Here is a 21,560-nt window from a genome sequence, read left to right as displayed (position 1 = left end):
TGGAATGCCGGGTTACCCGCTTCGAAAAAAGTCGCCCAATACGACTGAGGCAAGAGCGTCGATTTAACGGCGCTTACCGCCGGGTGCGCCGCTCCAGGCTCGGTTCGGCTTGTATTTCGTTGTTCTCGTCCACGATTCGCTGCTCCTCTACAGTGCCCTACGTTATACACGTTTCTCGCAGGTCACTGTCGGCAAGCAGGTTGACACTTAGGGGTCGCCGTCGAGGACGGCCCACCACGAGTCCGAGGCTCGTTGCTGCGAGCTGCTCACGGACCTACGCGAGCGCGGGCTGGCAACGGGGCAAAAGTTCGCCAGCGGTAATGGCGTGTTGGGTTTCTGAAAGGCGCTGAGCAAGGCTTTCCCGGCGGCGCGCCATCTCAGCTCGTTCGGGATAGGGCTGATATGTCATTGGCGGGAACGCATGCGCTAGGATGAGCGCAGTTGGCGCGGCCAGTACAAGAACAACCCACACCCGGCAGCGGGCACAGTTACGCATGGAACAAGTCAGACCGTTCTTCTTTGTCCACATTCCGAAAACTGCGGGTACCAGTTTCCGTCAAGGACTGGCGAAGGTTCCCAGGGCCAATCTGCTCATGGCCTATCCGAATCATCCGAAACGCAATGAGCGGCTGATTGCCGCAACCACTCCGGAAGAGGGGGAAGCGCTGCTGCGCACGTTGGATCCTGAGCGGGTTCATATCATCGCCGGTCATGTCCCGTACCAGAGGTATGCGCATTTAGCCCCTCCGGAGCATGCGTTGTCGTTGGTTCGGAACCCGGTGGAGCGGGCGGTGTCCGAGTATCAGCACATGGCATTGTCAACGCCGGGTCGCTTCTCCGATCTGGAGAGTTTCCTGCACCACGGACCGATGCGGAATCGTCAGTCGAGGCTTCTTGGCGGAATCGACCCGGAACGCGCGCAACTTGGGCTGAACAGCCACTATTCCGAATATCTGGAGCTCGTCAGGCGGAGTATGGGCCTTGATATTGCGTCGCTCTCCATGAATCACACTTCCAAGAAGCGAACACGGGTCCGACAGCGACTGCCCATCGGTTTGATCCGGAAAGCGTTTGCCATGAACGGGCAGGACGTGGCCCTGCTCTATTCGGTGGCGGAACGCTTTGAAAAGCGGCTCCGTGCACTTGGGTGGCGGACTGTTCCGAGGCGAAGTGGGGTATTCCGTATGTCCGTTGATCGGCGGTTGAACGTACATGGATTCCTGGAGGGGACTGCGCTGGATGCAGGTATCGTCTCCCTGGAGGTCAACGGGGATCCGCGCGCCATCACACGCCTGCAGATCGATGCAGGCGGCGGGGCCGGAGACGGTATGCACCGCTTTCGATATTCATTACCGCTGCTCGGTGCGGGGCCGGGCGATGTACTCTCGGCCAGCCTGTTGGACGCAGCCGAGACGCGTGGGACGATCCGACTTTCCGGGCTGCGCCTGCAGTGGTGTCGTGCGATATCGCGACTGATGTCATGACCCTTTTTTGCCGGTATCCACCACATTGAAGCGCCGCGCGTACTCCGATGCCTTCTTCTGTATGAACTGACCATTGGGCCGTAGTATCCGTGCCGCGGACATGAGCAGGAATGCCTCCTGTGGTGACTCGCTCTCCCTTCGGACTGCCTCGTCACGGAGGTGATTCACCACTTGGTCTTCCCCCGGCCGATTGCTCGTCGGCCCCGCGACTCCTGGCCCTGTCGGCGTCTGCCGAGCATGTTCGCCGGCCTTGTGGATCAAATGCTTAAGAATGGAGTCAAAGGCAGGGTCTAGCGGCGGCACATTTTCGGCAAGGAGCTTCCCTTCGGGGACGAAGACCTGGAGACGCTGGTCGCCGAAGTGACGGACGTTGATCCGCTGAATCTCTTCTCTGAATCGGTTTTCCAGGTGCTCAATGATTGCGGTGTCGTAGAGGATCTCGGTTTGCCGCTCCGGGTTCTCGTGGATCAGCGTGTCGGAAACGCCAACGCTGAATTCTAGGCTCTCTCCGGGAAAGTATTCCTTCGTAATCGCATTGGTTCTGCGCAGGAGTTCCGCCTCCTCGATACTCAGGGACCGGTTAACTGTCCGTTCCGCCATCGCCGGTATTTTCTCCGGGTCGATGCCCAAGGCCTGGAGGAATACGCGGTCAACTCCCTGGGAGTTCGCGGAGTCGTAGTGCAGGACCCGGATATCGTCGAATCGTTGTTCGTACGTCCGCAGAACCCGGAACTGCTGTGGCATCTCTACGTTGAAAGCGAAGTCCCGGAAACTTCCCGCAAACCCGTGCCGCTTCACGACTTGCAGATAGGACGAATACAGCACATCGTAGAGGTCCCGGAGAAAGACGATGATCACAGCCTGTAAGCGATTCGTATCGGTGAAGTGACGCAGCGCGTCCAGTTGTTCCAGGTCGAGCGACTGGAACGTTTCCGATGAGTACAGCAAGTCACCCCGATTCCGTTTCAGGTCGCGGTGCAGGACCTCGTCGATGCGACCCGCGGCGATCGCATTCCGCAAGCGTACACCGTTGCCGGAGGTGATTTCGTATTCGGGGCGCACCTTGCGTAAGCGTGACCAGAGTGGTCGCGCCTTCTCGCCTAGCGGATACGCCAGGCCGGCGCGCCTTAGGGGGCGAGCATTCTCGCGCAGCCAGTTCTGCAGTGCGGAGGAGCCTGTCTTGGCGCAACCGATGTGGAGGAATACGGTTCTGGTCATCCCATCTCGACTCGCGAGCTCGGTGGTTGGCAGGTGTGTCGGGTGTTGCTAGAGCCCGGAGTCGCGCATCACGGGCCCTGTATTCGCTGGGGGTCGAACGGTACCATAGTCCGCTGTTCTTGGGGTTGCGTCCGGACTGTTTGATGAATGATATCGATTCGCTGGTCAATCGCGGTTTCCTGACTATCAACCAGCCGGCGACGTCGCCGGAGGAGAAGACAGCGGTGGTGATCGGGGTAGCCCGCGGCGGTACCACCATGGTGGCGAGCGTCCTGCAGGCCCTGGGTGTCTACATGGGGGAGAATCTCGGGCCCGTCTTGGAGGATGTCAGGCTCAGCGAGGCCGTTGAGGCTGGGGATTCCAAGGCGGTGAATGTGATCGCCGCTGAGCGTGACAAGCAGTTCCGGGTCTGGGGCTGGAAGCGTCCGGCCGCGGTCCAGCATGCGGCGGTATGGCAGCCCCGTCTCCGCAATCCGCACGTCATTGCGGTCTATCGGGATCCCTTTGCCATCGCCAACCGCAATCGAATCTCGATGCTCATGGATTGCATCCAGGGCATTGAGCGCGCAACGAAGGAGTTAGCCCGACTGACGCAGTTCATCAAGAAAAGCGGGCTGCCGACATTGGTCTGTTCCTACGAGAAGGCGATGATCCATCCCCATGATTTCGTGCGTGGGGTCGATGCCTTCCTCGGGCTTGGGGCCGAGGAGAAATGGGACTCGGCAGTCGCTGCCATTGGCACTGATGAACGCTATCTGCACAGTTCCCGGATCACTGCAGCGCGCGGATACGTGGATATTGTCGATCGCAACGTTTGTTCCGGCTGGGCTTTCTACACGCAGCGACCGGGACGTCAGGCGAAGGTTCGTCTCTATGTGAGCGGTCGGTACGTGGGTGAGTGCACCGCCAACGGTGCGAGACCTGACGTACGGGACGCCGGTTTCCACGATACGGGGGCCTGCGGATTCAGCTTCCACTGGCCGGCGGGCCAGGCTCCCCAGGAGGGCGATGTGGTCGAGGTCTGGGTGGAGGGCGAGGTGAAGCCGCTCCCCGGCACCAACATTGTCGCTAGCTGAATAAACCTTCCCGCCGGAGTCTGGAGCCTTCAAGCGGGCTTGGGCGCGTGTGAAGGCCCCATTCGCCATCGACGTAGTCGATAAGCAGCGATTCGTCCGTGGGCCCGACGCGCCGCTACGCATCGGCCGGGATCAGGGAACCGGAATCGGTAACATCAGGGTCGTGATAGACGAACGCGAGCGTTCACGGCGTTGTTGTTTCGTTTCGACCGGTTCGGCCTGCCCATCCATCGCGGAGGCCGCGAAGCATTTGCCTCAGGTGTGTTGACCGTGGGCGGCCCAATACAGCGTAGAAGGCGAATCGTAGGACGAGCCGAGTCGATTCCGCGACCTTCCAGGGACAAGGATAGCCCGCCGTACGTATAAGCCGCAGGCCGTTTCGGAAGAAGTAGTAATTCCGGAACGGAGGATGGGTGACGATCCGGCGGCCGAAGACCCGCACCGGTCGTCCACCCAGGGTATGTTCCATCCTTGCGTCACAGACGCCGTAGCATTTCCACCCGTTGGCCCGGGCACGCAGGCCCCATTCCACGTCCACGTAATCGATGAACAGGGTTTCGTCCATGCCGCCATTATGTTGCCAAGCGTCGATCGGGATCAGGCACCCGGAGGCGGTGAGGTGGTCGACTGGAATCAGGCACTGGCGGTGGTGGTGGTGGTCGCCGGAGCACCGTGGCCTCACCGTTCTGAATCCCTCGACGCGATGAAACGGCGAGCCGTGGTCGATGTTGGGGTCTGCGTAGTTTGGACCCACGGCCGCTAACCGTTCGTCCGCAGCCGACAGTGTCCGCCATGCGTGGACCAGGCGTTCCACCATGTCGGTGGCGGGCATACTGTCCTGATCCATCAGCAGAATGGCGTCCGCATCGTGTCTGATGGCCAGACCGGCACCATGGTTCTGTGCCGCTCCGAGTCCTGTGTTCTCGCCCAGCCGCACGACAGCAACTTGATCGTTCTCGAAAGGCGACAGGTCACAGTCCGAGCCATTGTCGACGATAATGATCTCTGCGACCTGGGGACGCAGACGCTCCAGCAGTGCGGAAAAGCGTGACAGGGCGGGGCGGTAGGTTACCACCACCGCGATCACGCGCTCGGTCTTGGTGTGCAGGCCGTCGGTCATCGAGGAGCGTTACGTGGCGGCCATGCCAGGGACAGCTGTAGCCCGTCCAGCGTGAGGTTCGGGTTGTAGGCTGGATCGGCTTTGAGCAGGTCGCCCCAGCGCTCGAGCATCGCGTTGATCTCTCCGGCGAAGCGTTGCTGCTTTTCCGGGGTATCTTCGTAGCCTCGGCTGGCCGATTCGTGGTGGTAGAGCTCGGCGTACGGGGTCCAGAGGTTGCGGTAGCCGAGGTCGCGGACTTTCAGGCAGAAGTCGATGTCGTTGAACGCGATGGCCAGGCGGGACTCGTCGAGCCCTCCGGCGTCTTCGAAGACTCGCTTTCGCACGGCCAGGCAGGCGGCGGTGACGGCGGAGTAGTTCTGTATCAGGGCGTTGCGGCCGAAGCCGCGAACGGCGCCGCGAGGCGCGTCCTTGAACAGATGGCCGGCCACACCGCCAATGCCGAGCACGCAGCCGCCGTGTTGCAGGGTATCGTCCGGGTACCACAGGCGCGCTCCGACACACCCGATCTCCGGGCGGATGGCATGGCTGACCAGCTCCCGCAGCCATCCGCCATCGGTGACTTCCACGTCGTTGTTGAGCAGAACGAGTACGGCGCCAGTCGCATGAGCGGCAGCGGTGTTATTGAGCGCGGAGAAGTTGAATGGGCGTTCGTCGCGCAGTACGCGTATCCGGCCCGCAGCCTCCAGGCCTTCCAGGTAGCCCAGTACAGCCGGGTCGTCGCTGCCGTTGTCGACCACCAGGATCTCGTAGTCCGGATAGTCGGTGCGGTGGATGAGTGTCTCCAGGCTGCGGGTCAGCAACTCCAGCCCATTGCGGGTCGGCATGATGATGCTTGCCCGCGGCGGTCGTTCCGGCAGCGCATAGCGGATCCGCCACATGCCGGGACATTCCGGCGCCGGCATTACCGCTGCGGTTTCGCCGCGGCGCTCGAGGTGTTCGGTGAGCGCTTTTTGTGCAGCGTCCCGGGTGTAGTTCTTGACGCCGGCCTCCAGGGCTTCACTGCCTGCGATCGCCCGCCAGTGATAGAGCACACGGGGAATGTGCCGCACGGCACCAGGCGGCGCGTTATCCGTAACCCGCAGCAGCAGGTCGTAGTCCTGACTGCCTTCGAAGCCTTCCCGGAAGCCGCCGACCGCCCGCACCGCCGCCGTCTGGTAGGTGGTCAGGTGATTGACGTAGTTCTGGCTGCGAAGCAGGTCCGGGTTCCAGTCCGGCTTGAAGTAGGGATCGTATAGCCGGCCGCCGTCGCCGATCTTGTCCTCGTCGGAGTAGATGAGCACAGCGTCCCGGTGGGCGAGCGCCGTTTCGGCGACATGGTAGAGGGCGTCTTCGGTGAGTAGGTCATCGTGATCGAGCAGCGCGAGATACTCACCCCGGGCCATGGCTAGTGCGGAATTCGATGCCGCCGAAATGTGGCCGTTGCGCTCCCGGAAGGTGACCCGGATGCGGTCGTCTTCCGCTGCCAGCGCTTGCAACGTTGCGCGAGTCGCCGTCTCGGTGGAGGCGTCGTCGGCGATGCAGAGCTCCCAATGGGGGTAGAGCTGTGCCTGAACGCTGGCCACGGTCCGACGTAGCAGGCCCGGATCGGTGTTGTAGGTGGGCATGAGCACCGAGATCAGTGGCGGCTCCACCATCGCCGAGATCCGCTCGGCAATGCTGGCCCGTGTTTCGTCATCCGGGTGGCCGTAGCGCTCGAACCAGGCAGCATAGTCAGTGTGGTCCGTTGCGCTCGCCGGTGCCTGCAGTAGTTGAGTGAGGGCGGCGCGAAGCCCTTGTTCGGTGACTCTGCGGCGAGCCTGCCCCAGGTACCAGCGCCAGGCGCGTGGGTGGCGCAGCATCTGGCGGGCACGTGGGGCAGCAGCGCGGGCGAGGCGCAGCGGCAGCGTCACGTACCGGCCGGCCCGGAAGGTTCGTGAACCCATGACTAGCTTGAGCGCATTCTGGGCTTCGCGCTGACCGGCAGTGACGGTCTCGTAGGCACGGCGCAGTTGCTCGTTTTCGCGCCGCAAGCGATGCGTTTTGCCAGTATCCGCGGCCTTGCGCAGCCGGTCGCGGAAGGTCTCCGGATCCCATTCCCGCGCCTGCCGGCCGGTTCCCTCGGTGATCAGCGCCAGTAGCTCGTCGCGGTCCAGCAGTGACAAAGGGGGCTGCGAGGGCCGCGCATAGCAGCGATGGGCCGGGATATCGATAGATACGTCCCGTCCGGGGCGCCTAAAGCTCGTATCCAGGTAAGTGGTTCGCCATCGCTTGACGAAGCCGGCGTCGGAGTCGATTTGCTCAGCCACAGGTCGACCTATTCGTTTGCGTGCCGCGGGTCGCCGCGATCAGGGCATCGTTCCACTGAGTAGGCGAGCTGTCGGGATCCACGATTACCGCTCGTTCCACGCCCTCCAGTCGCTCCGGGAAAGCGCCACGGTTGGGGGCCACCAGTGGCAAGCCGGTGGCGAGGGCTTCGCTGAGGGTATAGGACCAACTCTCCGGCGCCCGGCTGGGCAGGAGTATGACGTCCGCTTGTGCTTGATCAATGAGCGCTGGCAGCGCGTCGCGCTCATAGGCACCGGTGACGCTAATCGGCAACTGATCCATCCCCGCCAACGGCGTCTCGAACCAGCCGATGACATGGAACGCGAGTGGTAGTTTCCTGTGGCGTGCATCCCAGGCGCATCGGCCCAGCAGATAGGCGCCCTTGGCAGGATTCATGACGCCTAGCACCAGCGCTCTCACTTCTTCGCCATCGCCGCGTGGCGGCGTGGCGGGCGCCACGTGAACCGGCCGCGAGAGATCGCGGGCGGGTTCCGGGTGGGGTAGCAGTGTGAGCTCGATGTCCGGTAGGTAACCGGCGAGACGGCGCTTGATGTCCCTCGAAGGGACGAAAACGCGGTCGGCACGCCGCAGCCATTGGTGAAACTGTTCCCGCCAAGCGCGAATGTCGAGGCCCCACGGCCCTGGGCGCAGCGCCAGACACCGGGCGCAGCCTTCCTCGTCCGGCTCGCCGCAGTACTCCCCGAGTTCGTCCGCCAGGTTGGCCTGCGGGCAGATCGGATAGTGATCGTGGCAGGTGAAGTCCAGCGGCACGTCCAGGATCTCCGCGAGGTCCAGCGTACGGCGCGGGAGATTCATGACGTGGTGGACGTGCGCGCGTGCGATATCGAGGCCGCGCAAAGTGCTTACGAGCTCGTCGTGCTCGTAGGGGAGGCGGAACCACAGTGCGAACTCGTCCTCTCCCCGGCGGAGCCAGCGCAGGCGGACGCGAGATTCACCATCGGGAGCGAGCTCCAGCAGCTCGAGCTCGTCGCTCAGCAACGTGGCCATGTCCTCCAGGTGCCGAGCCACGCCGCCGCCTTGGTCATGGGTGAGATTCAGTACGCGCGGACGCGAGGATCGACGAAGCCGTGCCATGTCCAGCCGGCGGCGCAATACCCGCTGGGGATCCGCCTCGATGTGGGCGCGGATTACGTCGTCATAGTCCGGGTGGAGTGTCTGGAGTGCCTTACTGCCACGTGCGCGCCACTGTTGAGCCTCGTCACCGAAGGAGACCCCGCCGCGGTGAGCAACGAACACGGAGCCGCACAGACGATGGACCCAGCCGAGCTTGGTGGCTCGACGGGAGAAATCATTCTCCTCACCGTAGCCACGGCCGAAGTGGCGGGCATCGAAGTAACCGGTCTCGGCGAGGCAGTCGCGGCGAATGTACATGCAGAAGCCGACGGCGGTGGGCGCCGTCACGCTCTCACCGGCGTTGACGTTGGCGCAGAGTGCGTCCAGCGAGGCGGTGTTCCAGCCTTCGGGCAAGGGGTTATCCGCCATGAACCGGGGGTAGCTCGCCAGCGTACCGTTGTTCGTCAGTGGCGTGACGGTTCCCGTTTCGCTGTCGGCCCAGGCACATGCCCGCAATCGGTCCAGCCAGTCGCCGTGAACCTCCGTGTCACTGTTGAGCAACACGACGTCCCGGTCCGGGTGGCAGCTCATGGCGCGGTTAACGGAGCGGACGAAGCCCTGATTGCGCTCGTTGCGGATGAGCTCGATATCACCGGAGGTCGCAAGCTCGTCGAGCCACTTCGCCAGGGCAGGCTCGGGGCATGCATCGTCGACCACGATCAGTCGCCAAGACGTACGCGAGTCGCTGGCAAGCACGCCTTCGATGCACCGCCGCGTTTCATCGTGACCGCGGTAGACGGGCACGATGATGTCGACTGTCGGCGACCAGGGTTGATTGGGGGCTGGGGTCATCGGGTTTGCCTGTGCGTATTCGGATAAAAGCGCTCATAGAGGCGGGTCACCGGGGGAACCGTCGGAGTGCCATCATGTGCGTGGCAGGCGCGCTCCGCGGCCGCGATCCATGAGTCACGGCCCTCAGTGGTGAGCAACCATTGCAGCCATGCCAGCCAAGCCTCGTCGGTTTGCCAGTCGCTGATGCGCCATCCGGCGCCCGTCTTCCCCACACGCTCTCCGAGGGCGCCGAGATTCGGGACGAGGGCGGGACGTCCGCAGGCCCAGGCCTCGTCCAGGGTGAGTGACCATGTCTCCGGCCCTTCGGCGGGGAAGGCTACCAGATGGGCGCCATAATCGGCTAACAGGTCCGGCAGCTCTTCACGGCGGTAGCCGCCGTGGACGAACAGCGCGCCATCCAGCACCGCTCGAGGGCCGCCATGATGGATCGTGTTGCCGATGACAATCCAGCGGATTGGCAGGCCCGCTGCTTGGGTACGCTGTGCGAGCTGTTCCACTCGCAGCCCACCTTTCTCCGGGCCCATTGCGCCGATGAGCGCGACGGTGATTTCTCCGTCCGGCGGTGGCGGTGAAGCACGCCGGAAAGGCGGGCGGTACTCATGGGGAACGACGTCCAACGCGGCATCGTGAATGTGCGGGGCGAGCGTGTCACGGACGTACGCGGTGGGGCAGGCCACGAAACGGGCGCGTTGCAGTATCGCGGCATGGTTGCGCCGCCACCTTCGCGGAGCGCGATCGAGTCTCGGTTCCCGGCGCAGGCATTGAGCGCAGACCGTGGAGTCGGTCGGCCCGGCACAGTAACCGGTGTCCGGCGTGACGAGATGCAGCCGTGGGCATATCCACGAGAAGTCGTGAACGCTGATACCGAAGGGCGCTCGCAGCGATGCGAGCGCGCGCAGCCAGCGACGCCGCCAGCCGAGGGCGTGGTGGACGTGGCAACCGGCGACGCCGAGGGCGCGGCAGAGGCGGTCGAACGGGTGCCCCCACCTGACCCGGATGGGAGTGCCAACTGCGGTTGGGTCAGCGGGAGCGGAAAGACGCCATTCCTTGGTGTCGATGCGTAGCAGCCAGTGATCGAACGTTGCCGAGGTGGCGTGTGCCAGCTCGCAGACATGGGCATCGAGGCCACCGCCGCCGGCATGCAGGATATGGAGGATTCCGGGTCGTTCTCGGTTCACGATCGTTCGCTAGTGCGCCTAGTCTCTGGTGCTCTTGTGTAGAACCAGGCAGGCGTTGTCGTCCCACGCCCAGGTTCGGTTGATGGACCATAGCGCATGGATGGCCTGGCGTGCGCCCCGCTCGCGTTCCCGGAGCGCCTCCACCTCCGATTCCAGCGCCGACAGGCGCCGTGCGAGTGCCTGCTGATGGGCCACTGCGTCGCGGCCGGGGAGTATGCCGAGCCGTCGCAGAATGTTCCGCCATACGGATCGGTAGCTGTCGTCTTCCGGCGTCACGTCGCTTGGCTGAGTTCGCGGTCGTGAAACCCGTGCCGGTGATTCCTTGGGTAATGGGCACTCCTCCGGGAATGCTGCTACTCCTCGTCCTTCGCCACCTTCGAGGACCTGAAAGCCGGCGCCGCGAGCCATCAGAGCGACGAGCTCGGGATGGTAGAAGCGGACGTGCTCAGGGTCACGCCAGAATCCAAGAAGCTGGCTGCGTATGGATTCCGGGTCGGGGAAGACGAATACCGCAGTCCCGCCGTCTCTCAGGGCTTGGTACGCGCCGTATACCAGGCGCTCGGCGTCCGCTACCGGCAGATGCTCGATGAAGTGGGAACAGTAGAGGCCGTCATATTCCTCTCGGCACTGCTCGAGATACGTGACCGCGTCGGCTTCGTGCACGATGTAGCCCAGGCCTCGTGCGTAGCGCACCGCGGCCGCGTTGCGTTCCACGCCTTCCCCCGGAATGCCGGAGGCGGCAAGCAGCCCGAGAAAGACGCCCGGGCCACTGGCGACGTCCAGCACCCGATGACAGTCGTTGAAGTAGCGTAGGTGCGGTCGCTGCATCGCCTCTATCAGGCCCTGGTCGCGCAAGCCGAATTCGTAGTCCGCATAGGTGGCGCCTTCCCGCTGCGGCGACCTGGCGAACCGTTGGAACAGCGAGTGCATATCGGCGCTTGGGGTATTCCATGTCGCCGCGGCGGGGCGTCCCGTCAGGCGCGCGACGGTTTCGACCACCGGGTGTGGCGCTCTGATAAGCGCGTTCGCGTAGGAAAGCGCGTCCGCGACGAGTGTTCCGGTTTCCTGGTCGAGGACGCTTTCGTCAAAGGCATGCAGGTCGACCGTCACCGGGTGACCCAGCAGGGCGGCCGTGCGAATCAGGTCGAATGCCCAGCCCTCGGGGCGGTTTACGTGCACGAGCTGTGGGCGTGCATCCAGCAGCAGCTTGGTAAACGCGGGGCGGAACTCCGGCCTATGGATTCCGTTGGTGCCGGCGCTCGTCGGCGTGGCCGCGTCCAGCCAGCGCACATTCACTTCAGTGGACGCGCGGGCTTCCGGGGCAGGGAGTGCGCAGATCGCTTCGACGCCCGATTCCTGAAGGTTGTCCAGCTCATGCCCGTGGAGCTCGCCCAGGGTCAGGATACGGTCCATCGAAGATTCCTCGTGCACAGCGTGATGGTGCCGAATGGTATCAGGAGACGTGCCATTGGCGGGCCTTCCACGATAGCTGGCCGGTTCACTCGTAGCCTGCGGGCATGTGTCGCTTGCCTTGCCGTCACGCAGCGCTCAGCCGGTCATGCAAGGCATTGGCGAGCGCGGCGGCCGCGGGCGTGTATGCGGGTGTGGTTGCCACAGCGGAGATGGACGGTCGGCAACGTGCCGGCGGGGCGTCGGTCGTAAACCGGACGAGTTGCGATATCTTCTTTAGATCGTCACGGTCTGTTGCCTGGCCGAACGGTTGTTCCTCGGCGGGAAGGAACCAGCGCCAAAGGTGGTAGCGGAATCGGTCCAGAGGACCGTGGCGCGCGTAGGGGATCTGCGTGGTCAGCCAGCCGATATCTTCCAGTTGCCCGAGTATCGCGAGCCGGCGAACGGCGGGGGGCAGCGAGAACGGCGTGGAGTTGTCGAAACCCAATCCGCGCAGCGTCCGAATGACCTTGTCGATCGGCGGGCGGGCAGGATTGATGGTGGTACCCGCGTGGTCAATGAAATGCGGCGGCACCCGGTGATTGTAAAGGCTGAGGGCGTGAATGGCTGTTGCTGGAAGCGCTTTGTTCTGCCGGGGCGTAGGCTCCACGCACTCAGCTAGATAACTCGCTTCACAGGCTTCGGCGAAATCTTTGAACAGGTCCGGCTCACGCCGGCGGTTCGACTGATAGGTGCGTAGGTGGATACGCGCGCGCCCGAAAACCCTGATGTACTTCTCCAGAATCTGGCGGTAGCGAACGCGTGGTGGTGTGCGGTAGAGCTCTTCGAGCGTCAGGCCCGCCTGAACTTGTTGCTGGGTGGCACTGGTAGCGAAGCCGACCGGATCGCGTAAGTAGCAGACGATGCGGTAAGAGCTGGCGTACCGGTCGCAGTAACGCTTGAACGCGCGTAGCTCGCTTTCGTTCAGGCCCGTCCCCAACTCTTCCCCGGAGAGCAATACCGTTTGCCACTTACGCGCGGCTAGCTGTGCATCGAGTGATTCGCGGTGGCGGTGGTTGAACGCCGCGACCTTCCCCGGTGTGTCGATTCCCGAATAGAAATTGACGTAGTAGTCCAGCGGCGCGTCGCAGAACATCGACACCAGCGGGTGCGAGTGATTGGGGCCGAGATCCGGGTAAAGCACTCCACGCTCGGCGAGCGCATCGCGGGCACCGTGCAATCCGGCCTGGATCGACGTGGTACCGGTCTTGTGCATGCCGATGTGGATGACGAATCGGGTCATGTCGTGCGCTTGTCGAGTGCTGGGTTGCGAGTGGCTGCTGATGCCCCCGGGGCAGGCGACAGTATGCCATGATGGCTCGTTGGTAAGCGCGCGGGTGTTGGCGCGCCACGGTTTCGGGTGACATTGGGGGCTCGTACGGTGAGCAAAGTGTATGGCATGACGCGAATGTCATGCGTGAGGCGTGGGTCCTGATCGCGCCACCGTTCGACGCCCTGCCCCGCGCAGTAGAACCGTGCATGCGATGAGCCATGTGATTCCCAGCGTCGTGAACGAAAGATGCGCATGCTTGCCCAGGCCGGCGTACCCGTCGCCCAGCACGGCAATGGCGATGATCGCGGGAGTGACAAGCGCCGCCAGTACGAAGACGTCACTGCCACTGCCTGCCGGTCCCGAGCCGACGAGGTTCCGGCCAATCAGGCCGATCGTACAGGCGATCGGTGCCAGAATGAGAAAGGCGAATACCGACGCGGGGAGCGATACGACGAAGTCCTCCAGCGTGAACGCGTGGTCCGATGCATCGCCGAAATGCTCGCCGCCAACCTGGCCGACGTAGCCGGGAGTCCAGGGCCGCGTTCGTTCCAGCGCACCGCGGGCCATCGCTACGATTACGGATGGCTGCTCTATGACGAGCTTTGCCAGTTGCATGCGGCTTAGCCGGCGGATCTCCGGACAGACTTCGCCTGCCTGCACGCCCGGCGAGTACCAGGTCTGGCCTGCCGCAGCCGCGCATGAAGGCGGCAACCCCAGCAATTGCGCTGTTTCCGAAGGGGCGGGCGAGCTGCCCAGCACTGCCCCGAGATAAAGATTGGTCGTGTTTGCCGTACGAATGCCGTTGTAGCGGTCAGTCTGGTAGTGAACGACTTGGATGGCTCCGACCAGGACCGCGGCGGCGATTGGTGCCAGCACATGAGGAAATGACAGCCCCGGTCTACGCCATGCGGCCCAAACGAACCAGGCGGCGAACAGTGCCGGCAAAGGCGCATGTTGCACTTTCGTCAGCCCCAGAGCGAAGACGAAGCCGGCAAAGGCCAGGGTTGTGAACCCTCTTGGCCTCGCCACGGCGAGATATCCGAATCCGATGCAGCCGGCGAGGGAAAACAGGGCGGAGAACTCCGTATAGAACCCATTCAGGTAAAGCAGGTTCACGGGGTCTGCGATGACGAATGTGAAAGACAGAGCAGCTACTATTCCGGAGATCTTGCTGTGCCGTGATATCAATGCACATAGGGTGGTTGCGAGGAGTATCAGCGCGATGCCCTTGGCAGCGCCGATCCAGCGAATGCTGAACGTTGTCCAGTCTGCTGATGCGGCTAGCCACTCGATGGGCTGGGTGAATATGAGCTCGGTGCTTCCGATGCATTTGTCGAGGCTGATGGCGGGGTCATATCGATAGTCGTGCAAGGGGGCGGTGTGGCTTCTTGCGCCCGGCGGGATTTGCTCGTCTGCGGGCCAGAAGTCATGGCACGACTGTATCCGCACCATGTCGAAGTTGTTGGCGAGAGCGAGTATCGGCTCGTGGCCCACGAAGTCGAGCACGCGAACCGTGCCTGCAATGACAATGAGCGAGATGGCGAGCCACGTGATCGACTCACGCGACCATCGTCGCTGGCATTTGCTCACGTGACCACTGCCCGCGATCGGGTTGTAGGGTGCCAGCCGTGGCGCCATTGCAGCAGCCGGAACGCGAGATGTCGTGCGTCTTTTCGATTACTCATGTCGGGCGTGTTGCATGGCGCCTCGTGCGGCTGGCCAAGCTAAGCGTGAGCTCGATATACGAACACGAAACGCTTGTCCAGGCGGTACTTTGTGAGATAGCCGATCGTCAATCCGATAGTGGCGCCCACGTATCGCATGGGGGCTGTATGGAAGATCAGGTGGAATACGGTCTCCGTGCCCCAGAATATGGCCGTGGTCGCAAGGCCCATAACCGTATAAAGCAGGAAAGTTCGCGCGTCGTGCGCTGCATTACGTGCTTGGAAGCGAAATATGTACCGCTTGTCGAGCGCATACTTCACGATCAGGCCCACGGCGGTTCCGAATCCGATGGCGACCGCGATCTCCCAGGGTCCTGGGTAGAGGCGGGTGGTGAGCGCCTGCGCGGCGATGTTCGCGGCGATGGATATCAGCGCGAACAGGGCATACAGGGTCGCGATGGACGTAGTGGATGGGAGCGTATCGGCGTTCTGCATGGCTAGAACTTCATGCGGCGAAGCACCCGCGCTGGGAGGCATTTGATGACGGCCATGACGGCGCGCCAGCGGCCAGGGATGTACGCTTCGGGCGTGCCCTTCGCCAGTGCCTTGACGATTTGCGGGGCCACCTGTTCCGGGGTGCTCATCAGTGGAGGCGGGAGGCGCATGCCCGCCGTCATTGGCGACTGGACGAAACCCAGCTTGATGAGCACCACGTGTACGCCCTCGTTTAGATAGCGTCCACCGAGACCGCTCGCGAAAACGGTGAGGGCGGCCTTCGCGGCGCCGTAGGCGTAATTGCTGCGACGGCCCCGATCGCCGGCGACGGAGGTGATGACCCCGAGCCGGCTGTCGCCGGGTTGTTCCGCCAGGCGGGGGGCGAGTTCCGTGAGCAGGCTGATGGCGCTGGTGGCATTTACCTGGAACTGTTCGCGCAGGGCGGCAGTATCGGTTTCGCAGTTCGCTTGATCGGGCAGAACGCCATAAGCGATGAGCACCTGATCGACGCGTGGCAGTGCGCCGAACGCAGCGTTGATCGCGTCGTCGTGAACGGCCGGGTCCGCAAGGTCTGCGGTATGAGTGAAGACACTGGCTGCACCACGGGCCTCGAGGTCGTCCGCCACGACCGTGTTGTGTGTCTCGTTTCGCGCAATGAGGTACAGCCGTGCGCCGCTCTCGGCGAGTTTCCGACTGACCGCTTGAGCGACTGCCGAAGTCGAGCCCACGATAATGACGTTCTCTGTCATGAAATCACGCGTCTCCAGAATTGGGACAGCAATGCGGGGTCGCGCTGGCTTTCCACACGCGACCACTCAGGGTATGCCTTCCGGAAGTCCCGTGGGCTCATATGGGCATCCTTTGCGGGATACAGTCGCCCACCGGCGTCGTGAACGATGGCATCCAGCTCGCTCAGCAGGACGTTGGTGGTTTTACCTCGCTGTGGGAAGTCCAGCGCCAGGGAGATGCCGGGGAGGGGGAAGCTCAGCAGCCCGGGTGACGGTTGGTCGCCGCAGCGTTTGAGAACCGCGAGCATCGAACCGGTACTGCTTCGATGGATGCGTGCTAGGGCTTCGGCGAGGACGTGCGCTGCCGCTTCGGTCGGGACGACGCATTGAAATTGCTGAAAGCCCCGACGTCCATAAAGCCGGTTCCAGTCCCGCAGCCGATCGAGTGGATAGAAGAACGAATGCCAGGGAACGTCCACGGCGCGCGCGAGCCGGCGCGGTCGATGGTAGGTGAGCGCATTGAATGCGCGCACGCTCCAGGCATTCAGCAACCATGCCGGTGCGTCCATCGGCACGGTCATCCGGGAGCGTGGCGTACTCCCGATGATGGAGGCGCCTGTGGCGCTGTGGTCGCCCACGGTCAGCAGACCGCGCCCTCTCGAGCGCCGGGGCGCCAGGCAGTCCACCCATGCGACGGAATACTCGTGGGCGGGATCGTACTCCTCGGAAAGCGTCAGGAACTCCTCCAGGGTTCTGAAGCGGTAGGTCTTTGCCTTGATGGCCGGGCTCGTTACGCGCTGCAACTGGAGCTCTACCCATACGATGATGCCGGTGAGCCCCAGCCCCCCGATGGTCGCCTGGAATAGTTCGGGCGCGCTATCCGTCGGACGCAGCTCTCGGTAACCGTCTTCGGAGCGATGTATTCCCAGGGCCCTTACATGGCGGCCCAGTGTTCCGCGAACGTGGTGGTTTTTGCCATGTACATCGTTGGCCACGGCGCCGCCCAGTGTTGCGAACTGGGTGCCAGGGGTCACGGGGGGAAACCAGCCACGGGGCAGGGCGACCGCGATCAGCTCACCGATCGTCACCCCGGCTTCGGCGCGGATGCGCCCGTTGGCCCAGTCGACGTGGATGAAGCGGTCGAGCTCGCGCATGTGGACGACATGGTGCGAGGCGGCCAGGCAGCTGTCCCCGTAGCTGCGCCCATTGCCGAAGGCGAGCGTGTGACCGTGCCGTTGCCTCAGCGCCGCCAACGAGTCATCGACGCCCTCGCGCCACGCGGGCGTCGTCGGCTGTTGCGGGAAGCGGGGGTAGCGCCCCCATGAGAGTAGCTCTGACACGGTGCCCACTACATCGCAAGCAGAAACAGTATGGCGAAGACAATGCCGGATCCGAGGCTGACCGGATCCCGGATGGCGAAGACCACCGGATCGTCGTGCATCATGCCGCGATGGGCAAGCAGCCATGTTCGGCTGATCCAGTAGAGCAATACCGGGCAGGCGACCCAGAGCCATTCAGGGTGTGCATACAGAGCTCGGGTGGGGGAGTCTTGTATGTAAAGCGCCAGTACCAGCACGGCGATGAACCCCGCGGCCGCTCCCAGCGCCGGAATGAGGGTCAGATCACCCTCGTCATAGCCGCGCCCCGGAGTCTGTCCCGAATTCGCGTCTCTACTGTGCTGTTCGACCAGCTCGGTATAACGCTTGACCAGAGCGAGGCTCCAGAAAATGAATAGCGAGAAGGCCAGGATCCAGCCGGTCAGGGCGACGTCGACGGCTGCCGCGCCGGCGAGTATGCGCACACTGTAGAGCAGTGCCAGGGCAACGGCGTCGAGTAGCACGACACGCTTGAGCCAGAATGAGTAAGCGCTGGTGAGTGCGTAGTAGACCAGCAGTGTGACGACGAAAGCGGCCGGCGTTGTGATCAACGCCAGTGTCAGTGCCGCAACCAGAAGAGCAGGGGCAAGGGCTAGCGCATGGGCGATGGGCAACGAACCCGACGCAATGGGGCGGTACCGTTTCCGGGGATGCTGCCGGTCGGCGTGCAGGTCCAGCAGGTCGTTGAGGCAGTATACGCTGGACGCGCACAGGCAGAAGGCGGTGAATGCCGCCAGCAGGGTCATCGTGGAGCCGACCGTGAACGGGCCGTGCGCGGCGATCAGGGGCACGGCGATGAGCGTGTTCTTGAGCCACTGATGAGGGCGTAGCTGGCGTAGCAGAACGAAGGCATAGCTGGACCGGTTGTCGAGAACCCGGGCATCGGGTGTGAGTGACTCGACTCTCTCGGCGACGCCACGGTGCGGATTCACGAGCACGGCGTCGTCGGCGACCTGCCAAATGCAGATGTCCTCACGGGCGTTGGCGACGTAATCGAACCCGTTCTCCCCGAAGCGTTCCACCAGGGCGTCGCGTTTCGCCGCCCCGGAGAGGTTGCGGTGGTCGTCCGTCGCGATGACTTCGTCGAAAAGCCCCAGGTGAGCGGCGATCCGCTCGGCGTGAAGTCGGTGCGTCGCCGTCGCCAGGATCACCGGGCGGCCGTCATGGACGGCCTGCCGGGCGAGATCGATGACCGCGGCATTGTACGGCAGGTGGGCGACATCGGGCGTTGCGCGCGCGGCGAGCTCGCGCTTGAGCGTGGTCTTGCCCTGCAGCATCCAACCGATCACGCGAAACAGCAGGATCGGATTATGGCGAATGTAGGCGAACAGGTTTTCGACCAGGAAGTCCGAGTCCAGGAGGGTGCCGTCCAGGTCTATGACCACTGGGCGGGTTCGATGACTCAACAAGCGTCCTTTGCTCCCACGTTGTCTAAGCTCGATCATACTAACCTTTGCGACAGTATTGCCATGTCTCAGTGGCCGTGCGCGCCGCTGTGGCAAGGCGCGAGGAGTGTGGTGTAGCAAGGTCACCATGAGCGACGAGCAACGCAGTCCACAGCGGCGCACACGGCCACCCGCAGGGCGCCACTGCGCGGCGCCTCGGCGGCGTTGCGCTCGCTTGACGTGAGCCTCGCCACGCCGGCGCTCCCGCGCCTTGCCGAGACACCGCGCAGTGGCGCTGAGACCTGGCAATACTGTCGCAAAGGTTAGTAACAAAGGGTAACGCCAGCGCGGGCAGGGCCAATGGGATTGGGACTCGCTCATGACACGGGCATATCGTACGTCAGTGACGGCATGAGGGCATCGCATGAAGCCAAGTAAAGAACAACCGAGGATCGCGGTCGTTGGACTGGGGTACGTTGGCCTGCCGCTTGCGGTTGCCATGGCGCGTTGTTACCCGGTGGTTGGGTTCGACGTGAAAACCTCCCGCATAGAGGCGCTTCGGACCGGTTGGGACGAAACCCGCGAGGTGTCCCCGGAGGATCTGCGGGGCGCGGAATCGCAGCTGACCTTTACGGATGATGTGGACCGGCTGCGGGACTGCAACGTGTATATCGTTACGGTGCCCACCCCGATTGACGCTGCGCGGCAGCCGGATTTGGGCCCGTTGCGGGCGGCGAGCGAGACGGTCGGTCGGGTGGTCTCGCCCGGTGACGTCGTGATCTACGAGTCAACCGTGTATCCGGGTGCCACGGAAGAGGAGTGCGTCCCGGTCGTCGAGCGCATGTCGGGGCTGGTCTACAACCGGGATTTCTTCGTGGGCTACAGTCCCGAGCGGATCAACCCGGGGGATCATGCACACCGCGTGGCCGACATCGTCAAGGTGACGGCGGGCTCCACCCCCGAGGTGGCCGACTTCGTGGATGCCCTGTATGCCAGGGTGATCGCCGCGGGCACGCACCGGGCGAGCAGCATCCGCGTCGCCGAGGCCGCCAAGGTCATCGAGAATACCCAGCGCGACGTGAATATCGCGCTGGTCAACGAGCTGGCGATGCTGTTCGACCGCCTGGGGATCGACACCCGGGAAGTGCTCGCCGCTGCCGGTACCAAGTGGAACTTCCTGCCATTCCGGCCCGGCCTCGTCGGTGGCCATTGCATCGGCGTGGACCCCTATTACCTCACCTACAAGGCGCAACAGGTAGGCCACCATCCGGAGATGATACTCGCCGGCCGGCGGACCAACGACGCCATGGGCGGTTATGTCGCCGCGCAGGTGGTCAAGCTGATGACAAAGCGCAAGCTCCCGGTGGTGGATGCGGAGATCCTCGTGCTGGGCCTGGCATTCAAGGAGAACTGCCCCGACCTGCGTAACACCCGGGTCGTGGACATCATCTCCGAGCTCGCCGACTACCACGCCCGCATCAGCGTTCATGATCCCTGGGTGGCCCGGGAGGAAGCGCGTACGGAATACGGCATTACCCTTGCCGAGGAGCCGGAACCCGGCCGCTATGATGCCGTGATTCTCGCCGTTGCCCATGACGAGTTCCGCGAGATGGGCTTGGAGCGGCTTCGGGCGTTGCTTCGACCCGGCGGTGTCCTATACGACATCAAGGGCGTTTTTCCGCGGGACCGCGTCGACGGCGCACTGTAGTGCCCCACGCGGCTCGAACTGTGACATCGTTACGTGGAGAACAGAATGAAAGTTCTCGTTACCGGCGCAGCCGGTTTCATCGGCTATCACGTTGCCGAGCGCTTGCTCGCTCGTGGCGATGAGGTGGTCGGCCTCGACAATCTCAACCACTACTATGACGTTGCTCTCAAGGAAGCCCGGCTCGCGCGCCTGGAGATGCACGGGCGCTTCCGCTTCGTACGACTGGATGTCGCCGATCGTGAGGGCATGGCGGCGCTGTTCCGCCACGAGGGTGTCGAGCGCGTGATCCATCTGGCGGCCCAGGCGGGTGTGCGCTACTCGATCGAAGCACCTGAAGCATACGTGGATTCCAACCTGGTCGGCTTCGGGAACGTGCTCGAAGGATGCCGGCATCATGGGGTCGAGCATCTGGTGTACGCGTCGACGAGCTCGGTCTACGGGTCGCATACGAAGATGCCGTTCTCGGAGCACGAGAGCGTGGACCATCCACTGGCGTTGTATGCGGCGACCAAGAAGGCCAATGAGCTGATGGCTCACAGCTACAGCCACCTGTTCGCACTGCCGACCACGGGGCTGCGGTTCTTCACGGTCTATGGCCCCTGGGGGCGGCCGGATATGGCGTTGTTCAAGTTCACGCGCGCGATGCTCGCCGGTGAACCCATCGACGTTTACAACTACGGCCATCACCAGCGCGACTTCACCTTCATCGATGACATCGTCGAGGGCATCGTCCGCGTCTGTGACCGCACCGCCACGCCCGACCCCGATTGGGACAGCAACGCCCCGGACCCGGCCACCAGCAGCGTCCCGTACCGGATCTACAATATAGGTAACAACCGGCCCGTCGAGCTCACCCGCTACATCGAGGTGCTGGAGCAGTGCCTCGGCGTCGAGGCGGAGCGCAACCTGCTGCCGCTGCAGCCCGGCGACGTGCCCGATACCTACGCGGACTCCAGCCTTCTCGTCCGGGACGTGGGCTACAGGCCGGAGACTTCTGTCGAAGAGGGGGTGCGGCGCTTCGTGGACTGGTACCGCGACTACTATGGTGTCTAGCGCGCGCGTGGACGCGCCGTTTTGCGCGAGTGACGCTGAAGGGGGGAGTCCTTTCCAATCCAGAGATGAGCCTGAACGGGCGATGGTGAGAGCGCCATCAGGCGGCCGGAGTTTGGGCCTGAT

At 63.5% G+C, this 21,560-nt stretch carries 16 protein-coding genes; 4 read left to right on the top strand and 12 right to left on the bottom strand.

Features of this window, described 5'->3' with window-relative positions; translation table 11 throughout:
- The first annotated feature begins 494 nt into the window (after nucleotides 1-494).
- The gene (locus tag ACPEES_RS21335) at nucleotides 495-1,484 is read left to right on the top strand and encodes a hypothetical protein (RefSeq protein WP_435106118.1); all 990 of its coding nucleotides are present in this window, start codon (nucleotides 495-497) and stop codon (nucleotides 1,482-1,484) included.
- Here ACPEES_RS21335 and ACPEES_RS21330 read toward each other — a convergent pair.
- The gene (locus ACPEES_RS21330; protein WP_435106116.1) at nucleotides 1,479-2,702 is read right to left on the bottom strand and encodes a hypothetical protein; all 1,224 of its coding nucleotides are present in this window, start codon (nucleotides 2,700-2,702) and stop codon (nucleotides 1,479-1,481) included. The genes ACPEES_RS21335 and ACPEES_RS21330 overlap by 6 nt on opposite strands.
- 143 nt (nucleotides 2,703-2,845) lie before the next feature.
- On the opposite strand from ACPEES_RS21330, the gene ACPEES_RS21325 reads away from it, so the two are divergent.
- Entirely contained in the window at nucleotides 2,846-3,778 is a 933-nt protein-coding gene (locus ACPEES_RS21325) for a hypothetical protein (RefSeq protein WP_435106114.1), read from the top strand.
- 184 nt (nucleotides 3,779-3,962) lie between these two features.
- On the opposite strand, the gene ACPEES_RS21320 is transcribed toward ACPEES_RS21325, so the two are convergent.
- The 11 genes from ACPEES_RS21320 to ACPEES_RS21270 form a co-directional block, all read right to left on the bottom strand.
- The gene (locus ACPEES_RS21320; RefSeq protein ID WP_435106112.1) at nucleotides 3,963-4,898 is read right to left on the bottom strand and encodes a glycosyltransferase family 2 protein; all 936 of its coding nucleotides are present in this window, start codon (nucleotides 4,896-4,898) and stop codon (nucleotides 3,963-3,965) included.
- The gene (locus tag ACPEES_RS21315) at nucleotides 4,895-7,183 is read right to left on the bottom strand and encodes a glycosyltransferase family 2 protein (RefSeq protein ID WP_435106110.1); all 2,289 of its coding nucleotides are present in this window, start codon (nucleotides 7,181-7,183) and stop codon (nucleotides 4,895-4,897) included. Before ACPEES_RS21315 ends, ACPEES_RS21320 begins: the two co-directional genes overlap by 4 nt.
- Nucleotides 7,176-9,128 (bottom strand): glycosyltransferase, encoded by a 1,953-nt coding sequence (locus tag ACPEES_RS21310; protein ID WP_435106108.1) that lies wholly within the window; start codon nucleotides 9,126-9,128, stop codon nucleotides 7,176-7,178. Before ACPEES_RS21310 ends, ACPEES_RS21315 begins: the two co-directional genes overlap by 8 nt.
- Nucleotides 9,125-10,306 (bottom strand): hypothetical protein, encoded by a 1,182-nt coding sequence (locus ACPEES_RS21305; protein WP_435106106.1) that lies wholly within the window; start codon nucleotides 10,304-10,306, stop codon nucleotides 9,125-9,127. The genes ACPEES_RS21310 and ACPEES_RS21305 overlap by 4 nt, the downstream gene beginning before the upstream one ends.
- An 18-nt stretch (nucleotides 10,307-10,324) precedes the next feature.
- On the bottom strand, nucleotides 10,325-11,719 hold the full coding sequence (locus ACPEES_RS21300; protein WP_435106104.1) for a methyltransferase domain-containing protein: 1,395 nt from the start codon (nucleotides 11,717-11,719) through the stop codon (nucleotides 10,325-10,327).
- A gap of 124 nt (nucleotides 11,720-11,843) precedes the next feature.
- Nucleotides 11,844-12,998, bottom strand: a complete 1,155-nt coding sequence (locus ACPEES_RS21295) for a hypothetical protein (RefSeq protein ID WP_435106102.1) — start codon at nucleotides 12,996-12,998, stop codon at nucleotides 11,844-11,846.
- 168 nt (nucleotides 12,999-13,166) lie between these two features.
- Nucleotides 13,167-14,666: a glycan biosynthesis hexose transferase WsfD gene (gene wsfD / locus ACPEES_RS21290; RefSeq protein WP_435106100.1), complete on the bottom strand. Its 1,500-nt coding sequence runs from the start codon at nucleotides 14,664-14,666 to the stop codon at nucleotides 13,167-13,169.
- Between the two features lie 86 nt (nucleotides 14,667-14,752).
- Complete coding sequence (locus tag ACPEES_RS21285) at nucleotides 14,753-15,187, bottom strand: GtrA family protein (RefSeq protein WP_435106098.1); 435 nt, start codon at nucleotides 15,185-15,187, stop codon at nucleotides 14,753-14,755.
- Between the two features lie 2 nt (nucleotides 15,188-15,189).
- On the bottom strand, nucleotides 15,190-15,936 hold the full coding sequence (locus ACPEES_RS21280; protein ID WP_435106095.1) for an SDR family NAD(P)-dependent oxidoreductase: 747 nt from the start codon (nucleotides 15,934-15,936) through the stop codon (nucleotides 15,190-15,192).
- Nucleotides 15,933-17,255, bottom strand: coding sequence for an FAD-binding oxidoreductase (locus ACPEES_RS21275; RefSeq protein WP_435106093.1), 1,323 nt, complete (start codon nucleotides 17,253-17,255; stop codon nucleotides 15,933-15,935). Before ACPEES_RS21275 ends, ACPEES_RS21280 begins: the two co-directional genes overlap by 4 nt.
- An 8-nt stretch (nucleotides 17,256-17,263) precedes the next feature.
- Complete coding sequence (locus ACPEES_RS21270) at nucleotides 17,264-18,697, bottom strand: UbiA family prenyltransferase (RefSeq protein ID WP_435106091.1); 1,434 nt, start codon at nucleotides 18,695-18,697, stop codon at nucleotides 17,264-17,266.
- 403 nt (nucleotides 18,698-19,100) lie between these two features.
- On the opposite strand from ACPEES_RS21270, the gene ACPEES_RS21265 reads away from it, so the two are divergent.
- Both ACPEES_RS21265 and ACPEES_RS21260 read left to right on the top strand, forming a co-directional pair.
- Nucleotides 19,101-20,384 (top strand): nucleotide sugar dehydrogenase, encoded by a 1,284-nt coding sequence (locus tag ACPEES_RS21265; RefSeq protein WP_435106089.1) that lies wholly within the window; start codon nucleotides 19,101-19,103, stop codon nucleotides 20,382-20,384.
- A 45-nt stretch (nucleotides 20,385-20,429) separates the two neighbouring features.
- Nucleotides 20,430-21,437, top strand: coding sequence for an NAD-dependent epimerase (locus tag ACPEES_RS21260; protein WP_435106087.1), 1,008 nt, complete (start codon nucleotides 20,430-20,432; stop codon nucleotides 21,435-21,437).
- The last annotated feature ends 123 nt before the right edge of the window (nucleotides 21,438-21,560 follow it).

Origin of the sequence: Arhodomonas sp. AD133, from assembly GCF_051195215.1 — a bacterium.
In the GTDB taxonomy this organism is placed as follows: Bacteria; Pseudomonadota; Gammaproteobacteria; order Nitrococcales; family Nitrococcaceae; genus Arhodomonas.
This window is presented reverse-complemented; position numbering and strand designations above follow the sequence as displayed.

Bases quoted from the DNA above. Each gene is read 5' to 3' on its own strand.
- wsfD (WP_435106100.1), bottom strand. From the start codon at position 14,666: ATGGCGCCACGGCTGGCACCCTACAACCCGATCGCGGGCAGTGGTCAC.
- ACPEES_RS21300 (WP_435106104.1), bottom strand. From the start codon at position 11,719: ATGGACCGTATCCTGACCCTGGGCGAGCTCCACGGGCATGAGCTGGAC.
- ACPEES_RS21260 (WP_435106087.1), top strand. From the start codon at position 20,430: ATGAAAGTTCTCGTTACCGGCGCAGCCGGTTTCATCGGCTATCACGTT.
- ACPEES_RS21310 (WP_435106108.1), bottom strand. From the start codon at position 9,128: ATGACCCCAGCCCCCAATCAACCCTGGTCGCCGACAGTCGACATCATC.
- ACPEES_RS21265 (WP_435106089.1), top strand. From the start codon at position 19,101: ATGAAGCCAAGTAAAGAACAACCGAGGATCGCGGTCGTTGGACTGGGG.
- ACPEES_RS21280 (WP_435106095.1), bottom strand. From the start codon at position 15,936: ATGACAGAGAACGTCATTATCGTGGGCTCGACTTCGGCAGTCGCTCAA.
- ACPEES_RS21285 (WP_435106098.1), bottom strand. From the start codon at position 15,187: ATGCAGAACGCCGATACGCTCCCATCCACTACGTCCATCGCGACCCTG.
- ACPEES_RS21330 (WP_435106116.1), bottom strand. From the start codon at position 2,702: ATGACCAGAACCGTATTCCTCCACATCGGTTGCGCCAAGACAGGCTCC.
- ACPEES_RS21325 (WP_435106114.1), top strand. From the start codon at position 2,846: ATGAATGATATCGATTCGCTGGTCAATCGCGGTTTCCTGACTATCAAC.
- ACPEES_RS21295 (WP_435106102.1), bottom strand. From the start codon at position 12,998: ATGACCCGATTCGTCATCCACATCGGCATGCACAAGACCGGTACCACG.
- ACPEES_RS21335 (WP_435106118.1), top strand. From the start codon at position 495: ATGGAACAAGTCAGACCGTTCTTCTTTGTCCACATTCCGAAAACTGCG.
- ACPEES_RS21320 (WP_435106112.1), bottom strand. From the start codon at position 4,898: ATGACCGACGGCCTGCACACCAAGACCGAGCGCGTGATCGCGGTGGTG.